The 20,235-nt window shown below is 74.7% G+C and carries 21 protein-coding genes; 4 read left to right on the top strand and 17 right to left on the bottom strand.

The features are described from left to right. Window positions 1–9: 9 nt before the first annotated feature. On the top strand, window positions 10–405 hold the full coding sequence (locus tag ABT006_RS17570) for an MmcQ/YjbR family DNA-binding protein (protein WP_350707526.1): 396 nt from the start codon (window positions 10–12) through the stop codon (window positions 403–405). Between the two features lie 39 nt (window positions 406–444). Here ABT006_RS17570 and ABT006_RS17565 read toward each other — a convergent pair whose 3' ends face one another. Both ABT006_RS17565 and ABT006_RS17560 read right to left on the bottom strand, forming a co-directional pair. Then, window positions 445–915 (bottom strand): SLOG cluster 4 domain-containing protein, encoded by a 471-nt coding sequence (locus ABT006_RS17565; RefSeq protein ID WP_350707525.1) that lies wholly within the window; start codon window positions 913–915, stop codon window positions 445–447. Window positions 916–982: 67 nt separating this feature from the next. Beyond that, on the bottom strand, window positions 983–2,005 hold the full coding sequence (locus tag ABT006_RS17560; RefSeq protein ID WP_502890992.1) for a S1 family peptidase: 1,023 nt from the start codon (window positions 2,003–2,005) through the stop codon (window positions 983–985). Between the two features lie 197 nt (window positions 2,006–2,202). Between ABT006_RS17560 and ABT006_RS17555 the strand changes: the two genes are divergently transcribed. Beyond that, window positions 2,203–2,907 carry an SGNH/GDSL hydrolase family protein gene (locus ABT006_RS17555; RefSeq protein WP_350707521.1) on the top strand — a complete coding sequence of 235 codons (705 nt, stop codon included), beginning with the start codon at window positions 2,203–2,205 and terminating at the stop codon, window positions 2,905–2,907. Window positions 2,908–2,939: 32 nt separating this feature from the next. Here ABT006_RS17555 and ABT006_RS17550 read toward each other — a convergent pair whose 3' ends face one another. Continuing rightward, a complete protein-coding gene (locus ABT006_RS17550; RefSeq protein ID WP_350707519.1) occupies window positions 2,940–4,460 on the bottom strand; it encodes a flavin-containing monooxygenase in 1,521 nt (506 codons plus the stop codon). A 322-nt stretch (window positions 4,461–4,782) separates the two neighbouring features. Here ABT006_RS17550 and ABT006_RS17545 point away from each other — a divergent pair, with 322 nt between their 5' ends. After that, entirely contained in the window at window positions 4,783–5,745 is a 963-nt protein-coding gene (locus tag ABT006_RS17545) for an AraC family transcriptional regulator (RefSeq protein WP_350707517.1), read from the top strand. A 45-nt stretch (window positions 5,746–5,790) separates the two neighbouring features. On the opposite strand, the gene ABT006_RS17540 is transcribed toward ABT006_RS17545, so the two are convergent. From ABT006_RS17540 to ABT006_RS17480, 13 genes are all read right to left on the bottom strand, one after another. Then, window positions 5,791–6,384 (bottom strand): hypothetical protein, encoded by a 594-nt coding sequence (locus tag ABT006_RS17540; RefSeq protein ID WP_350707515.1) that lies wholly within the window; start codon window positions 6,382–6,384, stop codon window positions 5,791–5,793. Between the two features lie 402 nt (window positions 6,385–6,786). Beyond that, window positions 6,787–8,145: an ATP-grasp domain-containing protein gene (locus ABT006_RS17535; RefSeq protein WP_350707513.1), complete on the bottom strand. Its 1,359-nt coding sequence runs from the start codon at window positions 8,143–8,145 to the stop codon at window positions 6,787–6,789. Window positions 8,146–8,148: 3 nt separating this feature from the next. Then, on the bottom strand, window positions 8,149–9,117 hold the full coding sequence (locus ABT006_RS17530) for an alpha-ketoacid dehydrogenase subunit beta (protein ID WP_350707511.1): 969 nt from the start codon (window positions 9,115–9,117) through the stop codon (window positions 8,149–8,151). After that, window positions 9,118–10,089 carry a thiamine pyrophosphate-dependent dehydrogenase E1 component subunit alpha gene (locus tag ABT006_RS17525; protein WP_350707510.1) on the bottom strand — a complete coding sequence of 324 codons (972 nt, stop codon included), beginning with the start codon at window positions 10,087–10,089 and terminating at the stop codon, window positions 9,118–9,120. Continuing rightward, complete coding sequence (locus ABT006_RS17520; protein ID WP_350707508.1) at window positions 10,086–10,883, bottom strand: DUF3050 domain-containing protein; 798 nt, start codon at window positions 10,881–10,883, stop codon at window positions 10,086–10,088. The genes ABT006_RS17525 and ABT006_RS17520 overlap by 4 nt, the downstream gene beginning before the upstream one ends. A 1-nt stretch (window position 10,884) precedes the next feature. Next, window positions 10,885–11,814 carry a phytanoyl-CoA dioxygenase family protein gene (locus ABT006_RS17515; protein ID WP_350707506.1) on the bottom strand — a complete coding sequence of 310 codons (930 nt, stop codon included), beginning with the start codon at window positions 11,812–11,814 and terminating at the stop codon, window positions 10,885–10,887. Continuing rightward, window positions 11,811–12,923, bottom strand: a complete 1,113-nt coding sequence (hppD, locus tag ABT006_RS17510) for a 4-hydroxyphenylpyruvate dioxygenase (protein WP_350707504.1) — start codon at window positions 12,921–12,923, stop codon at window positions 11,811–11,813. Before hppD ends, ABT006_RS17515 begins: the two co-directional genes overlap by 4 nt. Window positions 12,924–12,995: 72 nt before the next feature. Next, window positions 12,996–14,234, bottom strand: a complete 1,239-nt coding sequence (locus tag ABT006_RS17505; RefSeq protein WP_350707502.1) for a beta-ketoacyl-[acyl-carrier-protein] synthase family protein — start codon at window positions 14,232–14,234, stop codon at window positions 12,996–12,998. Further along, window positions 14,231–15,847 (bottom strand): class I adenylate-forming enzyme family protein, encoded by a 1,617-nt coding sequence (locus ABT006_RS17500; RefSeq protein ID WP_350707501.1) that lies wholly within the window; start codon window positions 15,845–15,847, stop codon window positions 14,231–14,233. Before ABT006_RS17500 ends, ABT006_RS17505 begins: the two co-directional genes overlap by 4 nt. After that, window positions 15,844–16,407 (bottom strand): beta-ketoacyl synthase chain length factor, encoded by a 564-nt coding sequence (locus tag ABT006_RS17495; RefSeq protein ID WP_350707665.1) that lies wholly within the window; start codon window positions 16,405–16,407, stop codon window positions 15,844–15,846. The genes ABT006_RS17500 and ABT006_RS17495 overlap by 4 nt, the downstream gene beginning before the upstream one ends. 62 nt (window positions 16,408–16,469) lie before the next feature. Continuing rightward, on the bottom strand, window positions 16,470–17,552 hold the full coding sequence (locus tag ABT006_RS17490) for a beta-ketoacyl synthase N-terminal-like domain-containing protein (RefSeq protein WP_350707499.1): 1,083 nt from the start codon (window positions 17,550–17,552) through the stop codon (window positions 16,470–16,472). Then, a complete protein-coding gene (locus ABT006_RS17485) occupies window positions 17,545–17,790 on the bottom strand; it encodes an acyl carrier protein (RefSeq protein ID WP_350707497.1) in 246 nt (81 codons plus the stop codon). Before ABT006_RS17485 ends, ABT006_RS17490 begins: the two co-directional genes overlap by 8 nt. After that, on the bottom strand, window positions 17,790–18,056 hold the full coding sequence (locus ABT006_RS17480; RefSeq protein WP_350685991.1) for an acyl carrier protein: 267 nt from the start codon (window positions 18,054–18,056) through the stop codon (window positions 17,790–17,792). The genes ABT006_RS17485 and ABT006_RS17480 overlap by 1 nt, the downstream gene beginning before the upstream one ends. A gap of 15 nt (window positions 18,057–18,071) precedes the next feature. Between ABT006_RS17480 and ABT006_RS17475 the strand changes: the two genes are divergently transcribed. Further along, a complete protein-coding gene (locus ABT006_RS17475) occupies window positions 18,072–18,842 on the top strand; it encodes a 4'-phosphopantetheinyl transferase family protein (protein WP_350707495.1) in 771 nt (256 codons plus the stop codon). Here ABT006_RS17475 and ABT006_RS17470 read toward each other — a convergent pair. After that, window positions 18,773–20,164, bottom strand: a complete 1,392-nt coding sequence (locus ABT006_RS17470; RefSeq protein ID WP_350707663.1) for a class I adenylate-forming enzyme family protein — start codon at window positions 20,162–20,164, stop codon at window positions 18,773–18,775. The genes ABT006_RS17475 and ABT006_RS17470 overlap by 70 nt on opposite strands. Window positions 20,165–20,235: the final 71 nt, after the last annotated feature.

Genomic DNA, 20,235 nt, shown 5'->3' with positions numbered 1-20,235 from the left:
GGTCGGGACATGGCCACGTGGGACGACGTACGCCGGATCGCGCTGGGGCTGCCGGAGACGAGCGAGCACCCCTCCTACCAGGGGGCGCCGGCGTGGAAGGTCCGGGACCGGGCGTTCGTCTGGGAGCGCCCGCTGCGCCGCGCCGACCTCGACGCCCTCGGGGCGGCGGCGCCCGACGGCCCGGTGCTCGGCGTGCGAATGCCGGACCTGGGGGCGAAGGAGGCGCTGCTCGCCGACGACCCCGGCGTCTACTTCGCCACCCCGCACTTCGACGGCTACCCGGTCGTCCTGGTCCGGCTCGACCGGATCGACCCCGACGAGCTGACCGAGCTGGTCGTCGAGGCGTGGCAGGACCGGGCGCCGAAGCGGCTCGCGGCGGCGTACCGGGCCGGGCAGCACGGCTGACCCGCCCCGGCGCGCCGGCCGCCAGCGGGCGCGGCGACGTCACCGCGGCAGCGCCGCCGAGACCGCCTCCTCCGGGGTGGACACGTGCAGCGGGCCGTCGACGGGCACGCCGCCGGCGTCGACGATCCGCCACCCGCCGAGCACCACCACCGGGATGCCGCCGCGCCGCATGCCCAGCGCCACCTCGGACAGCGTCCCCCACGAGCCGCCGACCGCGATCACCGCGTCCGCGCTCCACACCAGGATCGCGTTGCGCGCCTGGCCCACGTTGGTGACGACCGTGGCCGACACGTCCGCCACGGGGCCGGGCGAGGTGCCGTCGTCGGGGCGTACGCCGACGACCAGGCCGGCTCGGGAACGGGCGCCGGCGGCGACGGCGGACATCACCCCGCCACCGCCCCCGCAGAGCACGGTGGCGCCGCGCTCGGCGAGCAGCTCGCCCACCCGGCGGGCGTACGCCAGCTCGGCGCCCGACGCGGTCGCCGGCCCGCACACCGCCACCTGCACCATGCCGCCATGATGCCCGACGCGACGTGGCGCCCCGGCGGGATCCGCCGGGGCGCCACGGTCGGTCGGGTCAGAACACGGAGACGCCGTACTTGCTGAGCGCCTCGGTGACGGGCTGGAAGAAGGTGGTGCCGCCGGTGCGGCAGTTGCCGCTGCCGCCCGAGGTCAGGCCGAGCGCGATGCTGCCGGAGTAGAGCGGGCCGCCGCTGTCGCCGGGCTCGGCGCAGACGTTGGTGGCGATCATGCCCCGCACGGTGCCCTCGGCGTACCGGACGGTGGCGTTGAGGCCGGTGACCGTGCCGCTGTGGGTGCCGGTGGTGCTGCCCCGCCGGGTCACCTGCTGGCCGACGGACGCGTTCCCGGCGGCGGTGATGTCCTGCGAGCCCACCGAGCCGTCGATCGCGATCGAGGTGTTGGTGTAGCGGACGATGCCGTAGTCGTTGCCCGGGAAGCTGGTGCCGGTGCGGTCGCCGAGCTTGGTGCTCTGGGCCGAGTTGGCGTACCAGGCGGAGACCACGTCGGTGCAGTGCCCGGCGGTGAGGAAGTAGTAGGTGCTGCCGCTGCGCACGTTGAAGCCGAGCGAGCAGCGGTAGCCACCGCCGTAGATGGCGTCGCCGCCGGAGATCCGCATGCTGAGCGTGCCGGCGAGCGGGGTGACGCGGGCCGTGCCGCCGGCGGCGGCCACCGCGGCGTGGATGCGGGCCAGCTGGGCGGCGCCGACCGTGCTGTCCACGCCGACGACCACCTGGTTGCTGACCGGGTCGACCCAGAGGGCGGTGCCGGTGACGCCCAGGTCCACCCGGGTCTGCGCGGCTTCCAGGGCGCGGGTGCTGTGGGTGACCAGGCGGGCGACGCCGCCGGCGGCGCGGACCGTGGCGGCGGCGGCCTCGTCGGTGACGGCGACGACCGTACGCCCCGAGGCGGCGTCCACGTAGGAGCCGGCGGTGCGGTCGGGACCGAGGCCGGCGGCGAGGCCGGACGCTCCGTCGGCGGTCAGGACGGCGGGCGCGGCGTGGGCCGGCGACACGGCCATGGTGGCGCCGAGGCAGGCGACGGCGACGGCGGACATCACGCCACGTCGAGTGAGTCTCACGCGTACCTCCGGGGAGGGCTGGACCGGCTCGCTGCCGATCGATGTGCACATATTCACATCGATCAACGGCAACGTAAAGGGGGTGGCGCGGGGTTGTTCGCCGGCTGTCCGCCCGCGGTGCGCCGGGGCGTCGACCGGGGTGCCTCGTGCCGTGTCGGCCGCTGGCCGGCGGCGACCCGGTCGACTAGCGTGCGCTCATGTCATCGACGCTGACCGAATCGACGGATCCGTGGTGCCTCCGCGACGGGGAGAGCGCCGCCCTGCTGCGCGAGCACCCGTGGCGGCGCTTCGCGGTGCTCGGCGACAGCGTGGCCGAAGGGCTCTGCGAGCCCGTCGACGGCTATCCCGAGGTGCAGTGGGCGGACCGCGTCGCCGCCGAGCTGCGGGCCGTCCAGCCGGAGCTGGCGTACCTGAACCTGGGGCTGCGCGGGCTGCGGGCGCACGAGGTGCGCGCCACCCAGCTCGCCCCGGCGCTGGCGTTCCGCCCCGACCTGGCGCTGGTCGTGTGCGGCGGCAACGACGCCTTCCACCCGGCGTACGACGCGGACGCCGTCGACGCGGAGCTGACGGCGATGATCGAGGCGTTGCGGGCGGCGGGGGCCGACGTGATCACCGTCGGCATGTTCGACGTCTCGCACAGCCCGGCGGTGCCCGAGCGGCACCGGGCCGGCCTGGCCGAGCGGATGCGGCGGCTCTCCGCGCACACCGGCGCGCTCGCGGAGCGGCTCGGCACCCTGCACGTGCGGCTCACCGACCACCCGCTCACCGCCGACCCGTCGATCTACAGCAGCGACGGCCGGCACGGCAGCGCCCGCAGCGACGCCATCGCCGCCGCCGAGACCGTCCGCCGCCTCGGCGCCCACCTCACGACCGCCAGAAGCGCGGACGGGGCAGCTCGGTAAGGGGTCCCCGCGGCTGCTGTTCCTCGCCCCTGTCAGGCGGGCTGGCTCACCGACTCCCGGGTCGCCGTCGCGGCGGTACGCCGGATCATGCGGGGCGTGACCCTCCGGTAGGCGCGCGGGTCGACGGGCAGCAGCCACTGGCGGGCGCGGGCCAGCGGGCCGAGGTTGAGCCCGAGATCGTCGAGCACCTCGTCGATGTTGTGCATCGAGAACGGGATGATGCTCGTGCCGCGGGCGTGCTGCCCGTTGGTCCGCGCCGCCATCCAGGCCAGCCGCGTCCGCACCTGCTCCCGCATCCGCTCCCTGGACGGCAGCGGGATCCCGCCCCGCAGGTGCGCGGCCGTCCAGACCGCTGCCATCTCGGCACTCAGCGGGCTGAAGAACGAGGAGTTGTAGCCGGCGAAGGTCAGGTGCGGGACGTCGACCGGCAGGATCTGGCGGTGGAGCATGAAGTTGCCCTCGTCGTCTTCGAGCCGGGCGTGCAGGGCGGCGTCGAAGAAGGGCACGCGCTGCCGGAACCCGGTGCCGCAGATGACCAGGTCGGCGGGGAGCACCGTGCCGTCCGCGAGCCGGGCGGCCGGCCGCCCCTCGTCGACCAGGAGTTCGCTGATCTGACGATCGCGGTGGACGCTGATCCGACCGTCGGCGACCCGCTCGAAGAAGCCGTCCGTCGCGAGGCTGACGGTGCTCCGCGCGATGTCCTCGAAGGTCCCGTTCGGCACGAGACCCAGCTCGCGCAGCTTGAGCTGCCGGGTCGCGACCGACCCCACGCCGTCGAGCATGCCGCGCCGCAGACCGTTGCCCGGGCCGTGCAGGAACCGCTCGAGGCCCTTCACGCGGATGTACCGGAACAGCGCCTCACCCATCCGGGTGAGCAGAAGGTACTTGTAGTTGACCGCTCCGCCGAGCTTCCTGGGCATCTTCCACAGCAGTTGGCGGGCGACGACGTGGGTCCGCGCGGCGACGTCGCTCAGCGGGACCGCCACGTCGCAGGACGACTTGCCGTACCCGACGACGAGGACGTTCTTTCCCCGCGCCGCCTCGAGATCGTGGAACTCCCCGCAGGCCAGAACACGTCCCCCCGCGGCCACGAAGTCCGCACGCCCCTCGAAGGGCGGGATGAACGGCTCGGAGAAGATGCCGTTGGCGACGACGAGGTGGTCGTACCGCTCCCAGGTCGCGGGGTCCCGCCCACCCGTCGGTCGTGACGCGATCAGCCACGCGGTCTCGTCGTCCACGAGTTTCGCGGCGACGACCTCCGTGGCGAGGCGCAGGGCGGGGCGGAGCCCGAACCGGTCCACGTAGCTCTCGACGTACTGCTGGACCTGCTCGCCCGACGGCCACTGCGGGTAGTGCGCGGGCATCGGCAGGTCGGAGAGGTGGTAGGTGCCCTTGTTGTTCTGGGTACGGAGACCGGGGTATCTCCGGGTGCTGCTCCAGACGCCTCCGACGTCGGGCGCCTTCTCGAACACGGAGACCTCGAAGCCACTCTGCCGCAGCACCTTCGCTGCGCTCAGGCCGGCGAATCCAGCACCGACGACGGCGATCCTCATGGCGAACCTCCACAGACTCCGCGACCCGTTGACGAAAGCCGCGACAGCGGGGCGCCGGCGGCGATCGCACGCTAACGAGCACGACGGCAGGGCTGCTATCCGCTGGACGCGCGCGGCGTCCGCTTCGCGCAACCGGGGCGAAGCCCGCCCCGGCGACCCGGGTGTCGGGTTTGGAGCACGCCTCTGCTGATCACCCTGCCCCCGGTCCTAATCTCGGCACAGCAGGGCGTCTCGGCGCAGGGCCGCCGGTCCGGGCGAACCGATGGTTCCGCGCGCGTCACCGGCGATGCACAGCCGCCCCGGCCCCATCAGGAGGTGCCAGATGGCTGCCACGACGGTCCGGACGGACGACATCGAGCACGCCCGCACGGAGGTCGGTCGCGTCTTCTGTCCGCACCGGCTCACGCCCCAGCCGGGCGTCCACACCGTCCGACTGCGGATGACGGCCCGCCGGTCGGGCGGCGTGGGCGTCGTCGACCTCGACTACGCGCGGGCGGTGCGGATCCAGCCCGGCGCGCTGGAGACCTTCTACCTCGTGCAGATTCCCCGTGGCGGCAAGGCGGAGGTCCGGCACGCCGGACGTACCGTGACCTCCACGCCCGACATCGCCTCCGTCCTCTCTCCCTACGACGCCTCGGACATGCACTGGTCGGAGGCGTCCCCGCACCGGATCTTCTACGCCGACCGGCAGACGGTCGACCGGGAACTCGCACGACTGCTGGGCCGACCGGTGGACGGCCAGGTCCACTTCGACGTCGGCATGACCATGAGCACGCCCGCGGCGGTGGCCTGGGCCCGCGGGGTGGACTTCCTCGCCGAGGAGCTGTCCCAGCCGAAGGGCGCCTCCCTCCTCGACCACCCACAGGTCGTCAACCGCTTCGAGCAGGCGCTCATCGGCAAGCTGTTGCTGACCCACCGCCACACCTACACCGACCTGCTCGCCGAGCCGGCGAGGCACCCGGCACCCGGGCGCCTCGTCCGACGCGCGTGCGCACTGATGACGGAGCACCACGGCGAGGCACTGACGGTCGGCGACGTCGCGGAGGCACTGCGGGTGAGCGTACGGACGCTGCAGGACTGCTTCCGCCGCGAGCTGCAGACCACCCCGATGGCGTACCTGCGCGCCCGCCGGCTCGACGCGGTCCACGCCGCGCTGCGCGCGGCCGGGCCCGGAACGTCCGTCACGACCGTCGCCCTCGACCACGGATTCGCCCACCTCAGCCGCTTCGCCGGCGAGTACCGGTCCCGATTCGGGGAGTCGCCTTCCACCACCCTCCGTCGCTGACCACGCCCCGCCGGTCCTCGATCTCGTATCGAGGCTGGCGACCGGTCAGGGCATCGACAGGCTCCTGGGCCAGCCGTTCAGGTGGGAGAACTGACGGAGGTACCGTTCGCAGGCGCTGACGAAGTCGTCGTTGCCAGGGGGTAGGCGGGTCGCGGCGATGACGTGGGTGGGATCGGACGAGCGGGGACGCAGCATGCCGATCTGTTCGTCGACGAACTCCCCGCCGGCGCTGCGGGCGACGGCCAACGCCAGGGCCGTCGCCGTGACGACACCGACGCAGGTGCGGTTGGGGCTGAGGACGGCTTCGACTCCGCCGCCGGCCTCAGACAGGTGGTGGATGACCATCATCCACACCGTGTCGTTTCCGCCGGCGACGTCGACCTCGTAGTGGACCGAGTGCGGCATCCCGTCGACCTCGTGGTCTACGGATTCACCGATGACGGTGGACCGCAGCTCCGCCCGATCCACGTGCCGGCCCTCGGAGAGGCGTCGCCCCTGCTCGTAACGCCGGTCAGCGATGAGGCGCAGCCGCGGTGCCGCGTCCAGCCCGAGAAGCTCGGCGAGCGTGCCCTGCGCCGCGTCCATCACAGTGGCGAGTGTGAGTGGCCGCGGCAGGGTGGCCTCCAGGTCGACGGACATGCCGAGAGAGTAGACCGGTCGCGGGCCCGTAACCCGGGCGGCCACGACGGCTCAGGCGAGCTGGGCCAGCACCGACCCGGCGCGTCGCGGATCGCGCCGGCGCAGGTCCTGCAGGGTGCCGCCCCGGACGTCCTCCACCACCGCCACGGTTCCCGACCGCGCCCGCACGCCGCCCGCAACTGGTCGACCGTCAACCCCGCCCGCACCCCGCCCACCCCGGTGATGCTGCCCCGGTCCTGCCCGGCTGGGAAGCGCGTTTCGCCGGTGACCCGGCGGCGGACGCCCGATGACGGACGCGGGCGAGCGCGGTGGCACCGCCCGTGGCGGACGCCCGGTGACCACCGCGCGACCGAGCACGGTGGGACGACCCGCGCAGGCCGTCCCACCGCCCGATGTGGCGCGTCAGTCGACCACCAGAAGGCCGGAGAGGAGAACGCCCCGGGCCAGGTTGAGCACCCCGTCGCAGCCGGGGAAGCCGGTGCGGATGCAGGCGCCGGCGGCCCGGCGGCCGAACAGGTACGGGGCGATGCTGTACGGCACCTCGGCGCTGACCGTCTCGCCGGTCTCGATGTGCACGAAGTCCAGCGGGACGTCGTCGGCCTTCACGTACTCCTGGAGGATAAAGCCGCCCCGCTCGACGGCCCGGTTCAGCCCGTCCCGCCACGTGTCGGCGTCGGTCTCCCGGCCGATCAGCACGTCCACCCCGGCGGAGCCGTCGGCCGGCTTCGCCACCAGGCCGGGCCGGTCGGCCACCGCCCGGTCGAGCAGGTCGGCGGTCAGCGACCAGGTCCGCGGCACGTACCGCTGGACCAGGTCCCGGTCCGCCGGCGCCAGCGCGTCGGCGTCCTCCCAGAGCCAGGCGAAGGCCCGCTTGTTGGCGATCAGCCAGGCCGCCGCCGACACCCACATCGGCACCGTTCCGGCCGCCAGCCCCGCCTCCAGGGCGTCCACCCCGGCGCTCGGGGTGACCCGGTTGGGCACGAAGAGGCGGAACACCCCGTCGACCGGGGCGCCGTCGGCGACCAGCCGTTTCCCGTCGTCGAGGGTCACCTGGGAGACCGGCGCGATGACCAGGTCCATGCCGGACGCGGCGGCCCGCTCGACGACCGGCGACAGCAGCCGGAAGAACCGCTGCGGGTCGTCCAGGCCGGGGTACTCGGCGTCGAAGTCGATCAGCATGGCGACCCGGGCGCCCTCGGGCAGGCCGAGCCCGGCGCGGATCGCCGCGAACCGCTGGTCCACCGCCGAGGGTGCCGCCGTCAGGCGGACCCGCTCGGTGAGGCCGCGCCGCCGGTAGACGTCGACGAAGCGGCGCACCGTGGTGTCCGCGTCGAACGCCCCGCCGAGGCTGCTGTCGATGTTGTACTCCACGAACCGGGGCACCCCGTCGGAGAGCAGCACGTCCGGCCGGAACGCGTCCAGCAGTGCCTCGGTCAGCGGCTCGTCGTCGTCGAGCAGCCGGGTCTCGCCGTCGGGCACGTTCAGCAGCCGGCGCAGCTCCCCCGCCGTGCCGGCCCGCCGCCGGCACGCCTCGAAGACGAGCTGGGCGAGGCGGTCGGAGACGGCGTTGAGCACGCCGAGCGAGGTCTCGTCCATCACCGGCGGCCGGGCCAGCCGCCACTGCTTGTTGTACGTGGCCCGGCCGTCGAAGATCTCCCGCCAGGACTCCGCCCCGGCGGCCACCATCTCGGCGCGGATCGGTGCGGGCAGGTCGAGCCACGCCTGCGCGGCGGAGGGCCAGCGGTAGTCAGCGTCGGTCATACATCAGTCCTTCATCACGTGTTGGATGGCGGCCAGGAGTTGCTCGCGGCTGGGCTGCACGGCCCGGTCGAGCGCCGGGGCGAACGGCAGCACCGCGCCGTCGGGGCGGGTGACCCGGCGCGGCGGGGCGACCAGGCGCACCCGCTCGACCATGGTCGCGATGATCTCCCCGGCGATACCGCAGGAGCGGTTGGAGTCGTCCACCACCACCAGCCGCCCGGTGCGCGACACCGACTCGGCGAGTGAGTCCCAGTCGAACGGGTACAGCGTGCGGGGGTCGAACACCTCCACCGACACCTGGTCGGCCAGCTCGTCGGCGACCGCGAGGGCGTCGTGCACCAGGTGCCCGACCGCGACCACGGTCACGTCGTCGCCGAAGCGGCGCACCCGGCCCCGACCGAGCGGCACCGGCGCCAGCGCGGCGAGGTCCACGTCGTCGCGGACGTCGAGCGCCCCGGCCGGGGCGAAGACCACCACCGGGTCGTCGCACCGCACCGCCGACACCAGCAGCCCGTACGCGTCGGCCGGGGTGGCCGGCACCACGGTGGTCACCCCGACGTGGGCGAAGAGGCTGTACGGGTGGTCGGAGTGCTGGCCCGCCCAGCCCGTCCGGGAGCCGGAGCCGGGCACCAGGTAGGTGACCGGTGCGGCGCACTGCCCGCCGGTCATCAGCGGGAACTTGTGCGCGTGGTTGACGATCTGCTCGAAGACCAGGAACAGCAGCGACGGGATCTGGAACTCGACGACCGGCCGCATCCCGGCCAGGGCCGCCCCCGTGGCGAAGCTGGTGAACGCCTGCTCCGACAGCGGGGTGTCGAGCACCCGCTCGGGGCCGAACCGCTTGAACAGCCCGGCCGTGACGTTCGAGGCGGCCACCCGGATGTCCTCGCCGAGCAGGAACACCGACTCGTCGCGGGCCAACTCGTCGGCGAGGGCCCGGGTGAGCGCCTTGCGGTAGGACAGCCTGGGCATCTACCCACCTCCGGTGCGGGCGGTCAGCCCGCTGGCGTACAGGTGCGCCAGGGCGTCGGCCGGGTCCGGCTCTCCGCTGGCGAGGGCGAACTCGACGGCCGCGTCCAGCGTCGCTTCGACCTCGGCGTCGACCTCGGCCCGCGCGTCGGCGGGCAGCCGCCCGCCCTGGATGTCCACCGGGTCCCGGGCCCGGCCCCGGGCCACCTCGTCGGGCGGGCGGTAGTCGAGGCGTACCGCGTGCTCGAAGGTGTGGTGGGCGTCGAACCGGTAGGTGCGGGCCTCGATCAGCTCGGGGCCGCCGCCGGCGCGCATCCGGTCGACGGCGGCGGCCGCGGCGTCGCGTACCGCCTCGGGGTCCTGGCCGTCCACGACGGCGGCCGGGATGCCGAACGCGGCGGCGCGGCCGGAGATGCTGCCGGCGACCGCGCCCGCGACGGGCATGGTGGTGGCATAGCCGTTGTTCTCGCAGACGAACAGCACCGGCACCCGCCACAGCGCGGCCAGGTTGAACGCCTCCAGCAGCATCCCCTCGTTGACCGCGCCGTCGCCGAAGAAGCTCACCCCGACGACGTCGTCGCCGCGCCGTCGGCGCGCCCACACGGCGCCGGTGATGATCGCCCCGGACGCGCCGACGATGGCGTTGGCGCCGAGCACGCCGACGCCGAAGTCGGCGGCGTGCATCGAGCCGCCCCGGCCGGCGTTGAGGCCGGTGACCCGGCCGCACAGCTCGGCGAGCATCCGGGCCGGGTCGGCGCCCTTGGCGAGCACGTGCCCGTGCCCCCGGTGGGTGCCGGCGACGACGTCGTCGGCACCCAGGGCGGCGCACACCCCGGCGGCGATCCCCTCCTGCCCGAGGTACGGGTGGATGCCGCCGACGACGTGCCCGGAGCGGACCAGCTCGACGGCCCGCTCCTCGAACCGGCGGATCAGCCGTACCGTCCGGTAGAGCCGGACCGGGTCGGCGTCGGTCACCGCTCGCGCCCCTCCTTGACGGCGGCGAGGATGTCGTCCCAGAGCTTCGCCCGGGCGGCGAGCGCGGTGTTGACGGTGTCGGCGCACTCCTGCCACTTGGTGTCGTCGTCGCCGCACAGGTCGGCGAGCATCTGCATCGCCATCGGGGTGTGCTGCTCGCCGTCGACCTCGATGTGCCGCTCCAGGTAGTCGACGAACTTGTGCAGCTTGCGGCTGCGCTCGTTGACGGCGACGACCTGGGCGAACATGTCGGGGATGAGGTCCTCCCGGCCGAAGGCGAACGCCGCCGCCTGGCAGTGCACGGGGGTGTCCTCGATGATCCGCCAGGTGGTGCCGGCGAACGCCGTGGACGGCGCGGGCACGCCGGCGTCGACCAGCGCCTCGGCCACCGGCCGGCCCGCCCGCAGCAGGTCGATCAGCCTCTCCACGGCCGTGGTGTCGGCGCCGGCCTCCCGCATGCCCTGCACGTACAGCTCGAAGTGGCTGATGTAGCCGTCGCCCAGCTCGTCGCTCTCCTCCACCATCACGATGTCGTTGATCAGGCGGCGGCTGCCGGTCGGCCCGGTCGGGATCCACGGCACGGTGACGCAGGTGAGCTGCCGCTGCAACGACTTCAGCAGGGACATGAAGTCCCACACGGCGAAGACGTGGTGCTCCATGAAGGTGACCAGCGCCTCGTGGGTGTCGAGGTTGGCGTAGAGCGGGTGCCGGACCACCACGTCGCGGCGGTCGGTCACCGCCTTCTCCAGCCGCTCGATGCCCGGGTGCGTCTTTCCCCAGTCGTACCGTGACATGTCAGCCTCCTTGCTTGGCGCGGTCGCGCCAGATGACCGGGCAGTATTCGGGGTCCGCGTAGTCCGGCCGCCCGTCGGGGGTGCGGCGGACCAGCACGTCGTGGTTGTACGCGGCGAGCGTGCCGTCGGAGAGCGGATACTCCCGCCAGGCGTTGTCGCCGTCCTGCAGGTGCAGCGAGATCGCCCGACGCGGGCGGCCGCTGACGTTGGCGCCGCTGCCGTGGTAGGTGCGGCAGTGGTGGAAGCTCACGTGTCCCTTGGGGATCACCATCGGCACCTTGCGGATCCCGGCGCCGTTGTGGGCGGCGTTCGCGGCGAGCATCTCCTCCAGCTGGTCGCGGTCGCGGTCGGCGAAGTGGCGCACCACCGTGTCGTCCGCGCCGACCTCCTGCCAGCGGTGCGAGCCGTCGACCATGGTGATGGTGCCCATCTCCTCCCCGCAGTCGTGGAACGGGATGAACGCGGTGAGCATGTTCTCCGACGACGAGGACGCCCAGTAGTGCTTGTCGAAGTGCCAGGGCACGATGTTGGACGGCTCGCCGGAGATCGGCGGTTTGTAGATCAGCGTGGACTGGAAGACGCGGATCTCGGTGGCCCGCGCGAGCCGGGCGGCGACCGCGCCGACGAGCGGCTTGCGCAGGATCGCCCCCAGCCCGTCGTGCTCGTGGTGGACGTAGTCGTTGTGCCGCTGCACCGCGCCCTTCGACGGCTCCCAGTAGGCGAGCTTCGGCGGGCGCACCGGCAGGCGGCGGTCCCGCTCGCCGTCGTAGTAGCGGTCGGCGGCCGCCGTGAGGGCGTCCACCTCGTCGTCGGTGAACAGCTTCTTCGACAGGTACCAGCCGTGCTCGGCGTAGAAGGCGACGTCCTCGTCGGACGGGAGCAGCGCCTCCTCCTCGGCGGTGAGTGTCGGCTCGAACTCGGTCGTGGTCACGCCCGCACCTCCTGCGGTGTCACGGCCGCGACGGCGGGGGTCGCCCCCGCCGCGGCCAGTTCCCGTTCCTTGGCCTCGTAGAGCGCCTTGATGTTGCCGCTGCCGAACGTCCGGGCCCCGCGCCGCTCGATCAGCTCCAGGAAGAGCGTGCGGCGCACGTGCATGGATTCGGTGAAGATCTGCAGCAGCTGCCCGCCGTGGTCGCGGTCGACCAGCACACCGAGGTCGCGCAGCCGGTCCAGCGGCGCGTCCACCCGGCCGACCCGCGCCTCGAGGGTGTCGTAGTAGCTGCCGGGGGTGCCGGCGAAGCGCACCCCCCGGTCGGCGAGGGTGCCGACGGCGGTGACGATGTCGTCGGTGCGCAGCCCGAGGTGCTGCACCCCGGCGCCGGCGTGCTGGTCGAGGAAGGCGTCGATCTGCCCCGGCCGGCGGCTGCGGTCCGGCTCCAGCAGCACCAGGGTGACCCGCCCCGACGGGCTCTGCACCACCTTGGAGTTCATCGCCTGCCCGGCGACCTCGATGTGCTCCTCGAAGATCTCCGCGAACCCGAACACCTCCCGGTAGTGCCGGACGGTCTCGTCGAGCCGACCCGGCGGCACACAGACCGCCAGGTGGTCGATCTCGGCGAGCAGCTTGTCGTCGCTGCCGCCGGCCGGGGGCGTCGACTCGACCGCCCCGGGCAGGAACTCGGTCCGGTCGCCGCGCCGCGACACCAGGCGGTGCAGCACGTCGCCGAAGCCGCCCACCTCGGCGGTCACCACCTCGGCGGCCGGCCCGGTCCAGGTGGTCGGCGGCGTCACCCCCGCCGCCCCACGGCCCACCAGCTCGGCGTACGCGCCGGCGGCGTCGTCGACCTCCAGCGCGACCACGGCGATACCGTCGCCGTGCCGCTGCACGTACCGGGACGCCGGGTGCTCGGCGGTGAGCCCGGAGGTCAGCACCATCCGGATGTCGGCGTGGCACAGCAGCAGCGACCGCTGGTCGGCCAGCCCGGTCTCGGGACCGCCCTGGCCGCAGAGGTGGAAGCCGACCGCCCGGCCGAAGTAGAAGGCCGCCTGCCGGGCGTCCCCCACGTAGAGTTCGATGTGGTCTATCCCACGGATGTCCATGTCCTCAGCCCTTTCCACGGGTCCCCCGTGGTCTGCCGCCCGGGCGCGCCCCGCCCGGGGGTGGAGCCTGTCTCAGGCCCTCGGCCGGGCGGCCCGCGCGAGCAGCAGGCTCACGTTCTGGCCGCCGAAGCCGAAGGAGTTGGTCAGCGCATACCCGGTGTCCGTCGTCCGCGGCTCCTTGCGGATGTGGTCCGCCGGGCAGGCCGGGTCCGGGTCGTCGAGGTTGTGCGTCGGCGGGAGCAGGCCCCGGCCGAGTGCCAGCGCGGTGGCCGCCGTCTCCAGCACCCCGGAGGCGCCGAGCAGGTGGCCGGTGAGCGCCTTGGTGGAGCTGACCGGGACGCCGCCGTCGCCGAACACCTCGGCCAGGGCGGTGGTCTCGGCGATGTCGCCGAGCTTCGTGCCGGTGCCGTGCGCGTTGACGTAGCCGACCCGCGCGGCGGGCACGCCGCCGCTGGCCAGCGCGCGCCGCATGCACTCCGCCGCGCCGGCGCCGTCGGGCCGCGGGGCGGTCGGGTGGTACGCGTCGGTGGTCGCCCCGTACCCGGCGACCTCGGCGTAGCCGGTGACGCCCCGGGCGGCGGCGTGCTCGGCGCGTTCCAGCACCAGCAGGGCCGCGCCCTCGGCGAGGACGAACCCGTTGCGCCGGGCGTCGAACGGCCGGCTCGCCGCCGTCGGGTCGGCCCAGCCCCGGGCCAGCGCCCGGGCGTTGCCGAAGGTGTCGGCGAACGTCGGGAACAGCGGCGCCTCGCTGGCCCCGCACAGCACCACGTCGGCCTCCCCGGCGCGGATCAGCCGGACGGCGTCGGCGACCGACTGGGCGCCGGAGGCGCAGGCGGTGCCGACCGAGGAGGTGTAGCCGCGGATGCCGTACGCGATGGCGATCCGCGCCGCCGGCATGTTCGGCAGGATTCCGGTGAGCAGGTACGGGCTGACGGCGGCGCGGCCCCGCTCGGCCCGGGCCAGCACCTGCGCCTCCAGGGTGGACATCCCGCCGACCCCGCCGACGATCACCCCGATCCGGCCCGGGTCCACGTCCCGGCCCACCTCGATGCCGGCGTCGGCGAGCGCGTCGGCGGCGGCGAGCAGGGCGAGCACGACGATCCGGTCCAGCACCCGGGTCTCCGGCCCGGAGGCGACGGTGCGCGGATCGATCTCCGGGAGCAGGCCGGCGACCTCCAGCGACCCGGCGGCGGGGTGCCCGGCCGGCGGCCGGGTCAGCCCGGACCTCCCGGTGCGGAGCGCGTCGAACGTCGCCGCGACGCCCCGGCCGACGGGGGTGAACAGTCCCATCCCGGTGATGACGGCGGTCATGACGACGCCTCGGTGAGATAGCGCTCCCGCAGGGCCACCTTGCGCACCTTGCCGGTGACGGTGACCGGGATGTCGGCGGGCCGCACCGGCACCACCCGGCGTAGGGTCGCGCCGACGTCCGGCCCGAGGGCCGCCCGGACCCGCGCGGTGCGGTCCTCGGCGTCGTCGGCGCCGGCGGCGAGTTCCAGCAGCACGTCGGTGACCACCCGGCCGGCCTCGGCGACGATCACCACCGTGCAGTCGGTGACGTCTGGGCAGGCGGCGAGGATCCGCTCCTCCGACAGCGCGGTGTAGAACCGCCGGCCGTCGCCCACGTCGACCGAGTCGACGGCCCGGTCCATGTGGTAGTAGCGGCCCTCGTCGTCGGCGTACACCAGGTCGCCGGTGAGGTACCAGCCGCGCCGGCGGGAGCGGTGGGTGGTGACCGAGTCGTTCCAGTAGCCGCGGAACAGCGACGGCGAGTCGATGCCGAGCCAGCCCACCTCGCCGGTCGGCACCGGCTCGCCCGCGGCGTCGAGCACGGCGACCCGGGCGAACCGGTAGGGGCGGCCGATGCAGCGGCCGTACCGGTCGGTGTCGGTGCGGTGGGTGATGTGGAACATCGAGTGGCCCATCTCGCTGGAGCCGAGCCCGTCGATGAAGACCGAGCCGGGCACCCGGGTGATCCCGTCGCGGGTCACCACGTCCCGGGAGCCGACCGCGACCAGCCGACGCACGTGCGGCTCGTGCGAGCAGTCGCCGGTGTTGAACCACAGCGACACCGACTCCAGGTCGTACGCGGACAGGTCGAAGCGGGCCAGTTCCGCCCACGTGACGGAGAAGCCGAACACCCCGTCGGGACGCCAGCGCTGGATCGCGTCCAGCACCCGCTCGCCGCCCTGGTCGGACAGCAGGAACATCTCCGCCCGGTTGCCGAGGGCCTGGTTGACCATGAGCACGGTGGCGGTGTGCGGGGCGGGCAGCGCGTTGAGGATGCGGCTGGTGCCCTGCGCCTGCGGCATGGCGAGCAGGTGCCGGGTGGCGGCGAAGAGGCTCGCGTGCGAGTGCAGGACCGCCTTCGGCACCCCGGTGGTGCCGGAGGTGTGGGTGATGACGACCGGGTCGTCGGCGTGGTGCCGGTAGTGCGCCGGCGCGGCGGCCGGGTCGCCCGTGCCCGCCTCGGCGGGGGTGCCGATCACCGGCACGCCGAGGTCGTGCCCGGCCAGCAGCGCGGTGTGCGCGCCGTCGGCGAGCACCCCGACGCCGCGCAGCCGGCGGATGTACTCGGCGGCGATCTCCGGGCGCAGCCTGCCGTTCATCATCGCCGGGATCGCGCCGAGCCGGGTCAGCGCGAGGTAGCTGAGCACCATGTCGGCGGCGGTGGTGGCCCAGACGGCCACCGGGTCGCGCGGTGTGATCCCCCGCTCGTGCAGCCACGCGGCGCGGGCGGCGACCCGCTCGTCGAGCCGGCCCAGCGTGAGCGGCAGCTCGGCCGGGTGGCCGTCCACGGCGGTGTCGAAGGTGAGCCCCGGCCCCTGCGGGTCGGCGCCGTGCGCCAGCACCCGGGCCAGCACGTTGCCGGCGCCGATCCCGTCGTCCGCGGCCAGCGTCCCACGTAGTCCCCTGGTCCTCATGGGCTGTCTCCTCCCCCCAGCAGCACCGCGACGGCCCGGGCGCCGGGCTCCCCGCCCGGGCCCCGCGCACCGCCGTCGTCCGGTGCCTGTTCGATCAAGACCAGCAACGCCCGGTCGGCGTCACCGTCGTGCAGCAGCAGGTCGACCTCGGCGATCCCCTCGTCGCGCGGGTCCCCGGTCGGCGCGAGGCAGACCACGGGCCCGCCCAGCCCCCAGCGGGCGGCCACGTGCCCGGCCACGCTGTTGGGCACCGACTGGAAGAAGAACAGCGGCCCGGGCCGGCCGCCGGCGGCGACCGTGGCGCGCACCTGCGCCGCGCTGGCCCGGTCCCCCGCCGCGCTGGCCAGCACGACCGCGGTCCGCTCCCCGTCGGGCGCGGGTCGCCCGTCGTACGCCCGGGTCAGGCAGCGCTCGGCGACCGCCGCGACCAGGGGCGGGAAGCTGGAGTGCACGAACCCGGGCAGCGGCGGCGGCGCGCCGTCGCCCGGCTCGGGCCAGGCCGCCTCGGCCAGCACGGTGAGGCGACCGGTGGCGACTGCCTGGCCGCCGTCCGAGCGCATGCCGTCGGAGCGCGTGTCGTCCGGGCGCGTGCCGTCGGTGCCGGCGGGCCCGCTTCCGGCGTTCATGCGGCGCCCACCAGCAGGGCGGTGTTCGCGCCGCCGAAGGCGGCGTTGAGGCTCAGCGCGTACCCGGTGGCGGCCGGCCGGGGCGCGTCGCGGATGACGTCGACCGGGCAGGCCGGGTCGGGGGCGAGCCAGCCGGCGTTGACAGGCAGCTTCCCGTGCCGCAGCGCGAGCACGGTGACCACCAGTTCCAGCAGGCCGGAGGCCTCCAGGGCGTGCCCGTGCAGCGCCTTGGTGGAGCTGACCGGGGTCCGCGCCGCCGCCGCGCCGAGCGCCACGCGCAGCGCCGCCGCCTCGGAGGCGTCGCTGTAGCCGGTGCCGGTTGCGTTGGCGTTGACGTACCCGATCGCCTCCGCCGCCAGCCCGGCGCGGCGCAGCGCCGCGGCGACCGCGCGGGCCAGGCCGCGCCCGCCCGGCTCCGGTTGGCAGGGGTGGAACGCGTCCCCGGCCCGGCCCCATCCGAGCAGGTCGGCCACCGACGCCCGGGCGACGGCCGTCGACTCCAGCACCACCGCGGCGATCCCGTCGCCGAGCAGCAGCCCGGTGCGGCCGGCGCTGAACGGGCGCACCGCGCCGTCGGTGGCGAGGGCGCGGCCGGCGTCGAAGAGCGCGTACTGGTCCGGCTCGACCAGGTAGCCGGCCGCGACCACCGCCCGCTCGACGTCGCCCCGCCGGATCAGGGCCGCGGCGTCGGCCACCGCACTGCTGGCCGAGACGCAGGCGGTGGTGTACGCCCGGGTCGGGCCCGTGAGCCCGGTCCGCGCGGCCAGGCCGGTGGTCAGCGCCGGCACGCCCGCGCCGCCGTGCACGGCCAACAGCAGCGCCGTGCCGGCCCGGCGGCCGGCGTCGAGCCCGGCGGCCCGGCAGGCGGCGTCGACCGCCTCGGCCAGCTCGTCGGCCAGGTCGCCGACGTCGGGCAGGGTGGCGGCGGCGTCGACCCGACGCGACGCCGTGTCGAAGCGCTCCACCGGCCGGAACGCGGGCGTTCCGGCCAGGACGCCGGTGAGCTGCGCGTCGGGTCCCCTGCCGAGCGCGCTGGTCGCGTGGACGCCGGTGAGCTGAACGGCGGCCCGTTCAGCCATCGGCGGGGGCGGTCAGGGAGGTCCGGAAGACCGCCAGGGCGTCGTCGACGGTACGGATGCCGGCGAGCTGGTCGTCGGTGAGGTCGAGCCGCCGGTCGTAGCGCTGCTCGACGAGGTGCACCAGCCAGGCCAGTTCCATCGAGCCGATCCGGTCGCCGACCTCGGCGGCCGGCTTCCCGGTGAGTTCGGCGAGCATGGTCACCAGGTCAGCTCGCCCCAGGTCGGGCTGACCGGCCATCAGGAGTTGTCGCTCGTCGCCCCGGCGACCCGGTCGGCGACCATCGTCGTGAACTCGCCGACCGTCATCAGGGCCAGCTTCTCCGACTCGTCGTCGGCGAACTTCAGGCCGTAGCGGTCCTCCACCCGCACGGCCAGGTCGGCGAGGGCCAACGACTCCAGGTCCACCCCGGACGGCCCGAGGGTGGTCTCGTCGTCGATGCCCTCGACGTCGTAGTTCATGTCCTCGAGCTGCTCGACGACGAAGGCGCGGATCTCGGCTCGCATGGTTAACCTCTCTCCGTGAGCCAGTTACCGGTGCCCGGTCGGGACACCGTGTACGTGTGGGTCGGCCGGGGGGACGGCGGTCGGCCGATCCCGGCCGGGCGACTGCTGCGGCGGGCGGGTGCCACGCTGCTCGGCCGCGCGGAGGCGCAGATCGTGGTGGGCCACGGCCCGGACGGGCGGCCGTTCGTCGGCGCGTCCGACGGGGGCCCACGGATGGTGCTGCCGGTCAGCGTGAGCCGCGCCGACCGGGTGGTCGTGGTCGCCGCCCGCGTGGCCGGCCCGGTCGGGGTCGACGTGGAGCGGTCCCGGCCGCTGCCCGCCCTGGCGCTGGCCCGGCGGTGGTACGCCCCGGCCGAGGCGGCGTGGCTGGCCGGGCGGCCCGCCGGCGGCCGGGCGGCGGACTTCCTGCGGTTGTGGACCGCGAAGGAGGCGGTGGGCAAGGCGCTCGGGGTGGGGCTGCGCGACGGCGGCCTGCGCCGGCGGATGCCGGTGCCCACCGCTGCCGGCGCGCCCCGGCGCGGGGGCACGGCACGGCTGGTGGGCGGCGGCGAGCTGCGGCCGGTGCCCGGCGTGGCGGGCCTGCGCGTCGGGCACCCGCCGGTCGGCGGGGGCCTCGTCGTGGCGGTCGCGGTGGTCGGCACCGACGCGCCGCCGGTCGAGGTGGTGGAGGTCCAGGTGGACGGGGACGGGACGGTCGGGGCGGCGCGGCGGACCGGTCACGTCGCCGCCGCCCGGAGCGCGTCGACCGAGCGGACCAGCTTGCCGGTCGTGGTGCGGGGCAGCTGATCCAGCAGGTGCAGGGTGCGCGGTCGCTTGTAGCCGGCCAGCCGCTCGGCGAGCAGCTTGTCCAGCACCTCCTCCGACAGCGGCCCGTCCGGCTGCACGTACGCGGTGATGCCGTTGTCCCAGACGACCACGGCGGCGGCGACGCCGGGCAGCCCGGCGACGGTCGTCTCCACCTCGGTGAGGTCGACCTTCAGGCCGCCGACGGAGACCTGCGAGTCGAGCCGCCCGCGCACGGTGACCAGCCCGGTGCCGGGGTCGACGGTGCCGGCGTCGCGGGTGTGCAGCCAGCCGTCGGCCCAGCGGGTCGGGTCGCTCAGCCCGACGTACGGCGACGCGGGGCAGCTGACCTGGAGTTCGCCGGCGACCTCGCGGACCTCGACGCCGGGGGCGGGGGCGATCGACGGGCGGTGCCGCCCGTACAGGTCGGTGCCGATGACGCCGACCTCGGTCATCCCGTACATGTTGCCCAGCGGCACGCCGTGGCGGTCGGTGAAGGCGCGGGCGACGGCGGCCGGGACCAGCTCGCCGCCGGTGGTCATCCGCTTGAACTGCGGCAGCGGCCCGGCGGGCCGGGTGGAGGCGAGCAGTCCGATGTGGAACGGCACGCCGAGCACGGTGGCCGGCGTGTCGTCGGCGGCGATGGCGGCCAGCACGGCGTCGCCGCTGAGCCGCTCCGGCGGCACCAGCTCGACGCCGGCGTGCAGGCCGTAGAGCAGGCCGCCGACCAGGCCGAGCACGTGCACCATCGACGGCAGCAGGATGATCCGTTCGCCGGGCAGCGCCACCCCGTCGATGCGGGTGTAGCGGTGCACCTCGGCGACGAGGTCGTCGGCGGTGCGACCGATCACCTTGGACGGTCCGGTGGAGCCTGAGCTGAGCTGGATCACCGCGTGCCCGCTGACCGCGGGGCGGTCGGCGTACGGGGTGACGCCCTCGGTGACGTCGACGAAGACGCGCAGCGCCCCGCCGCCGCCGCGCACCGGGGCCACGACCACCTGCGGGGTGAGCCGCTCCAGCGCCCGGTCCACCTCGTGGTCGGTGAGGCGGTGGTCGAGCAGGACGGCCTGCGCCCCGGTGCGCCAGGTGGCCAGCAGGTTCACCACGTACGCCAGTGACGGCGGCAGGCGGAGCGCGGCGGCCCCGCCCGGGCGCAGTCCGGCGGCGGCGAGACGGGTCTGCGCATCGGCGACCAATTGCCGCAACGTGCCCCGCTCCACCGGTTCCGGAAGTCGTAGACAAATGTCGTTCGCAGGCCCTGCGAGCAACACGTCGTCGACCCATTCCGGGGTCCCTGCCGCAGGATTTTCCGTCGGACGATCCATGCTCACCGCCGTCCACCGCCCAGCCTGAAATAGGGCGAGTACGCCCAAAGGGTGCATCTTTCGGGGTGCTG

This window comes from Micromonospora sp. NPDC002717 (genome assembly GCF_040295705.1).
Taxonomy (GTDB): domain Bacteria; phylum Actinomycetota; class Actinomycetes; order Mycobacteriales; family Micromonosporaceae; genus Micromonospora.
The sequence above is the reverse complement of the archived record's forward strand: the minus strand, read 5'-3'. Positions and strand labels throughout refer to the sequence as shown.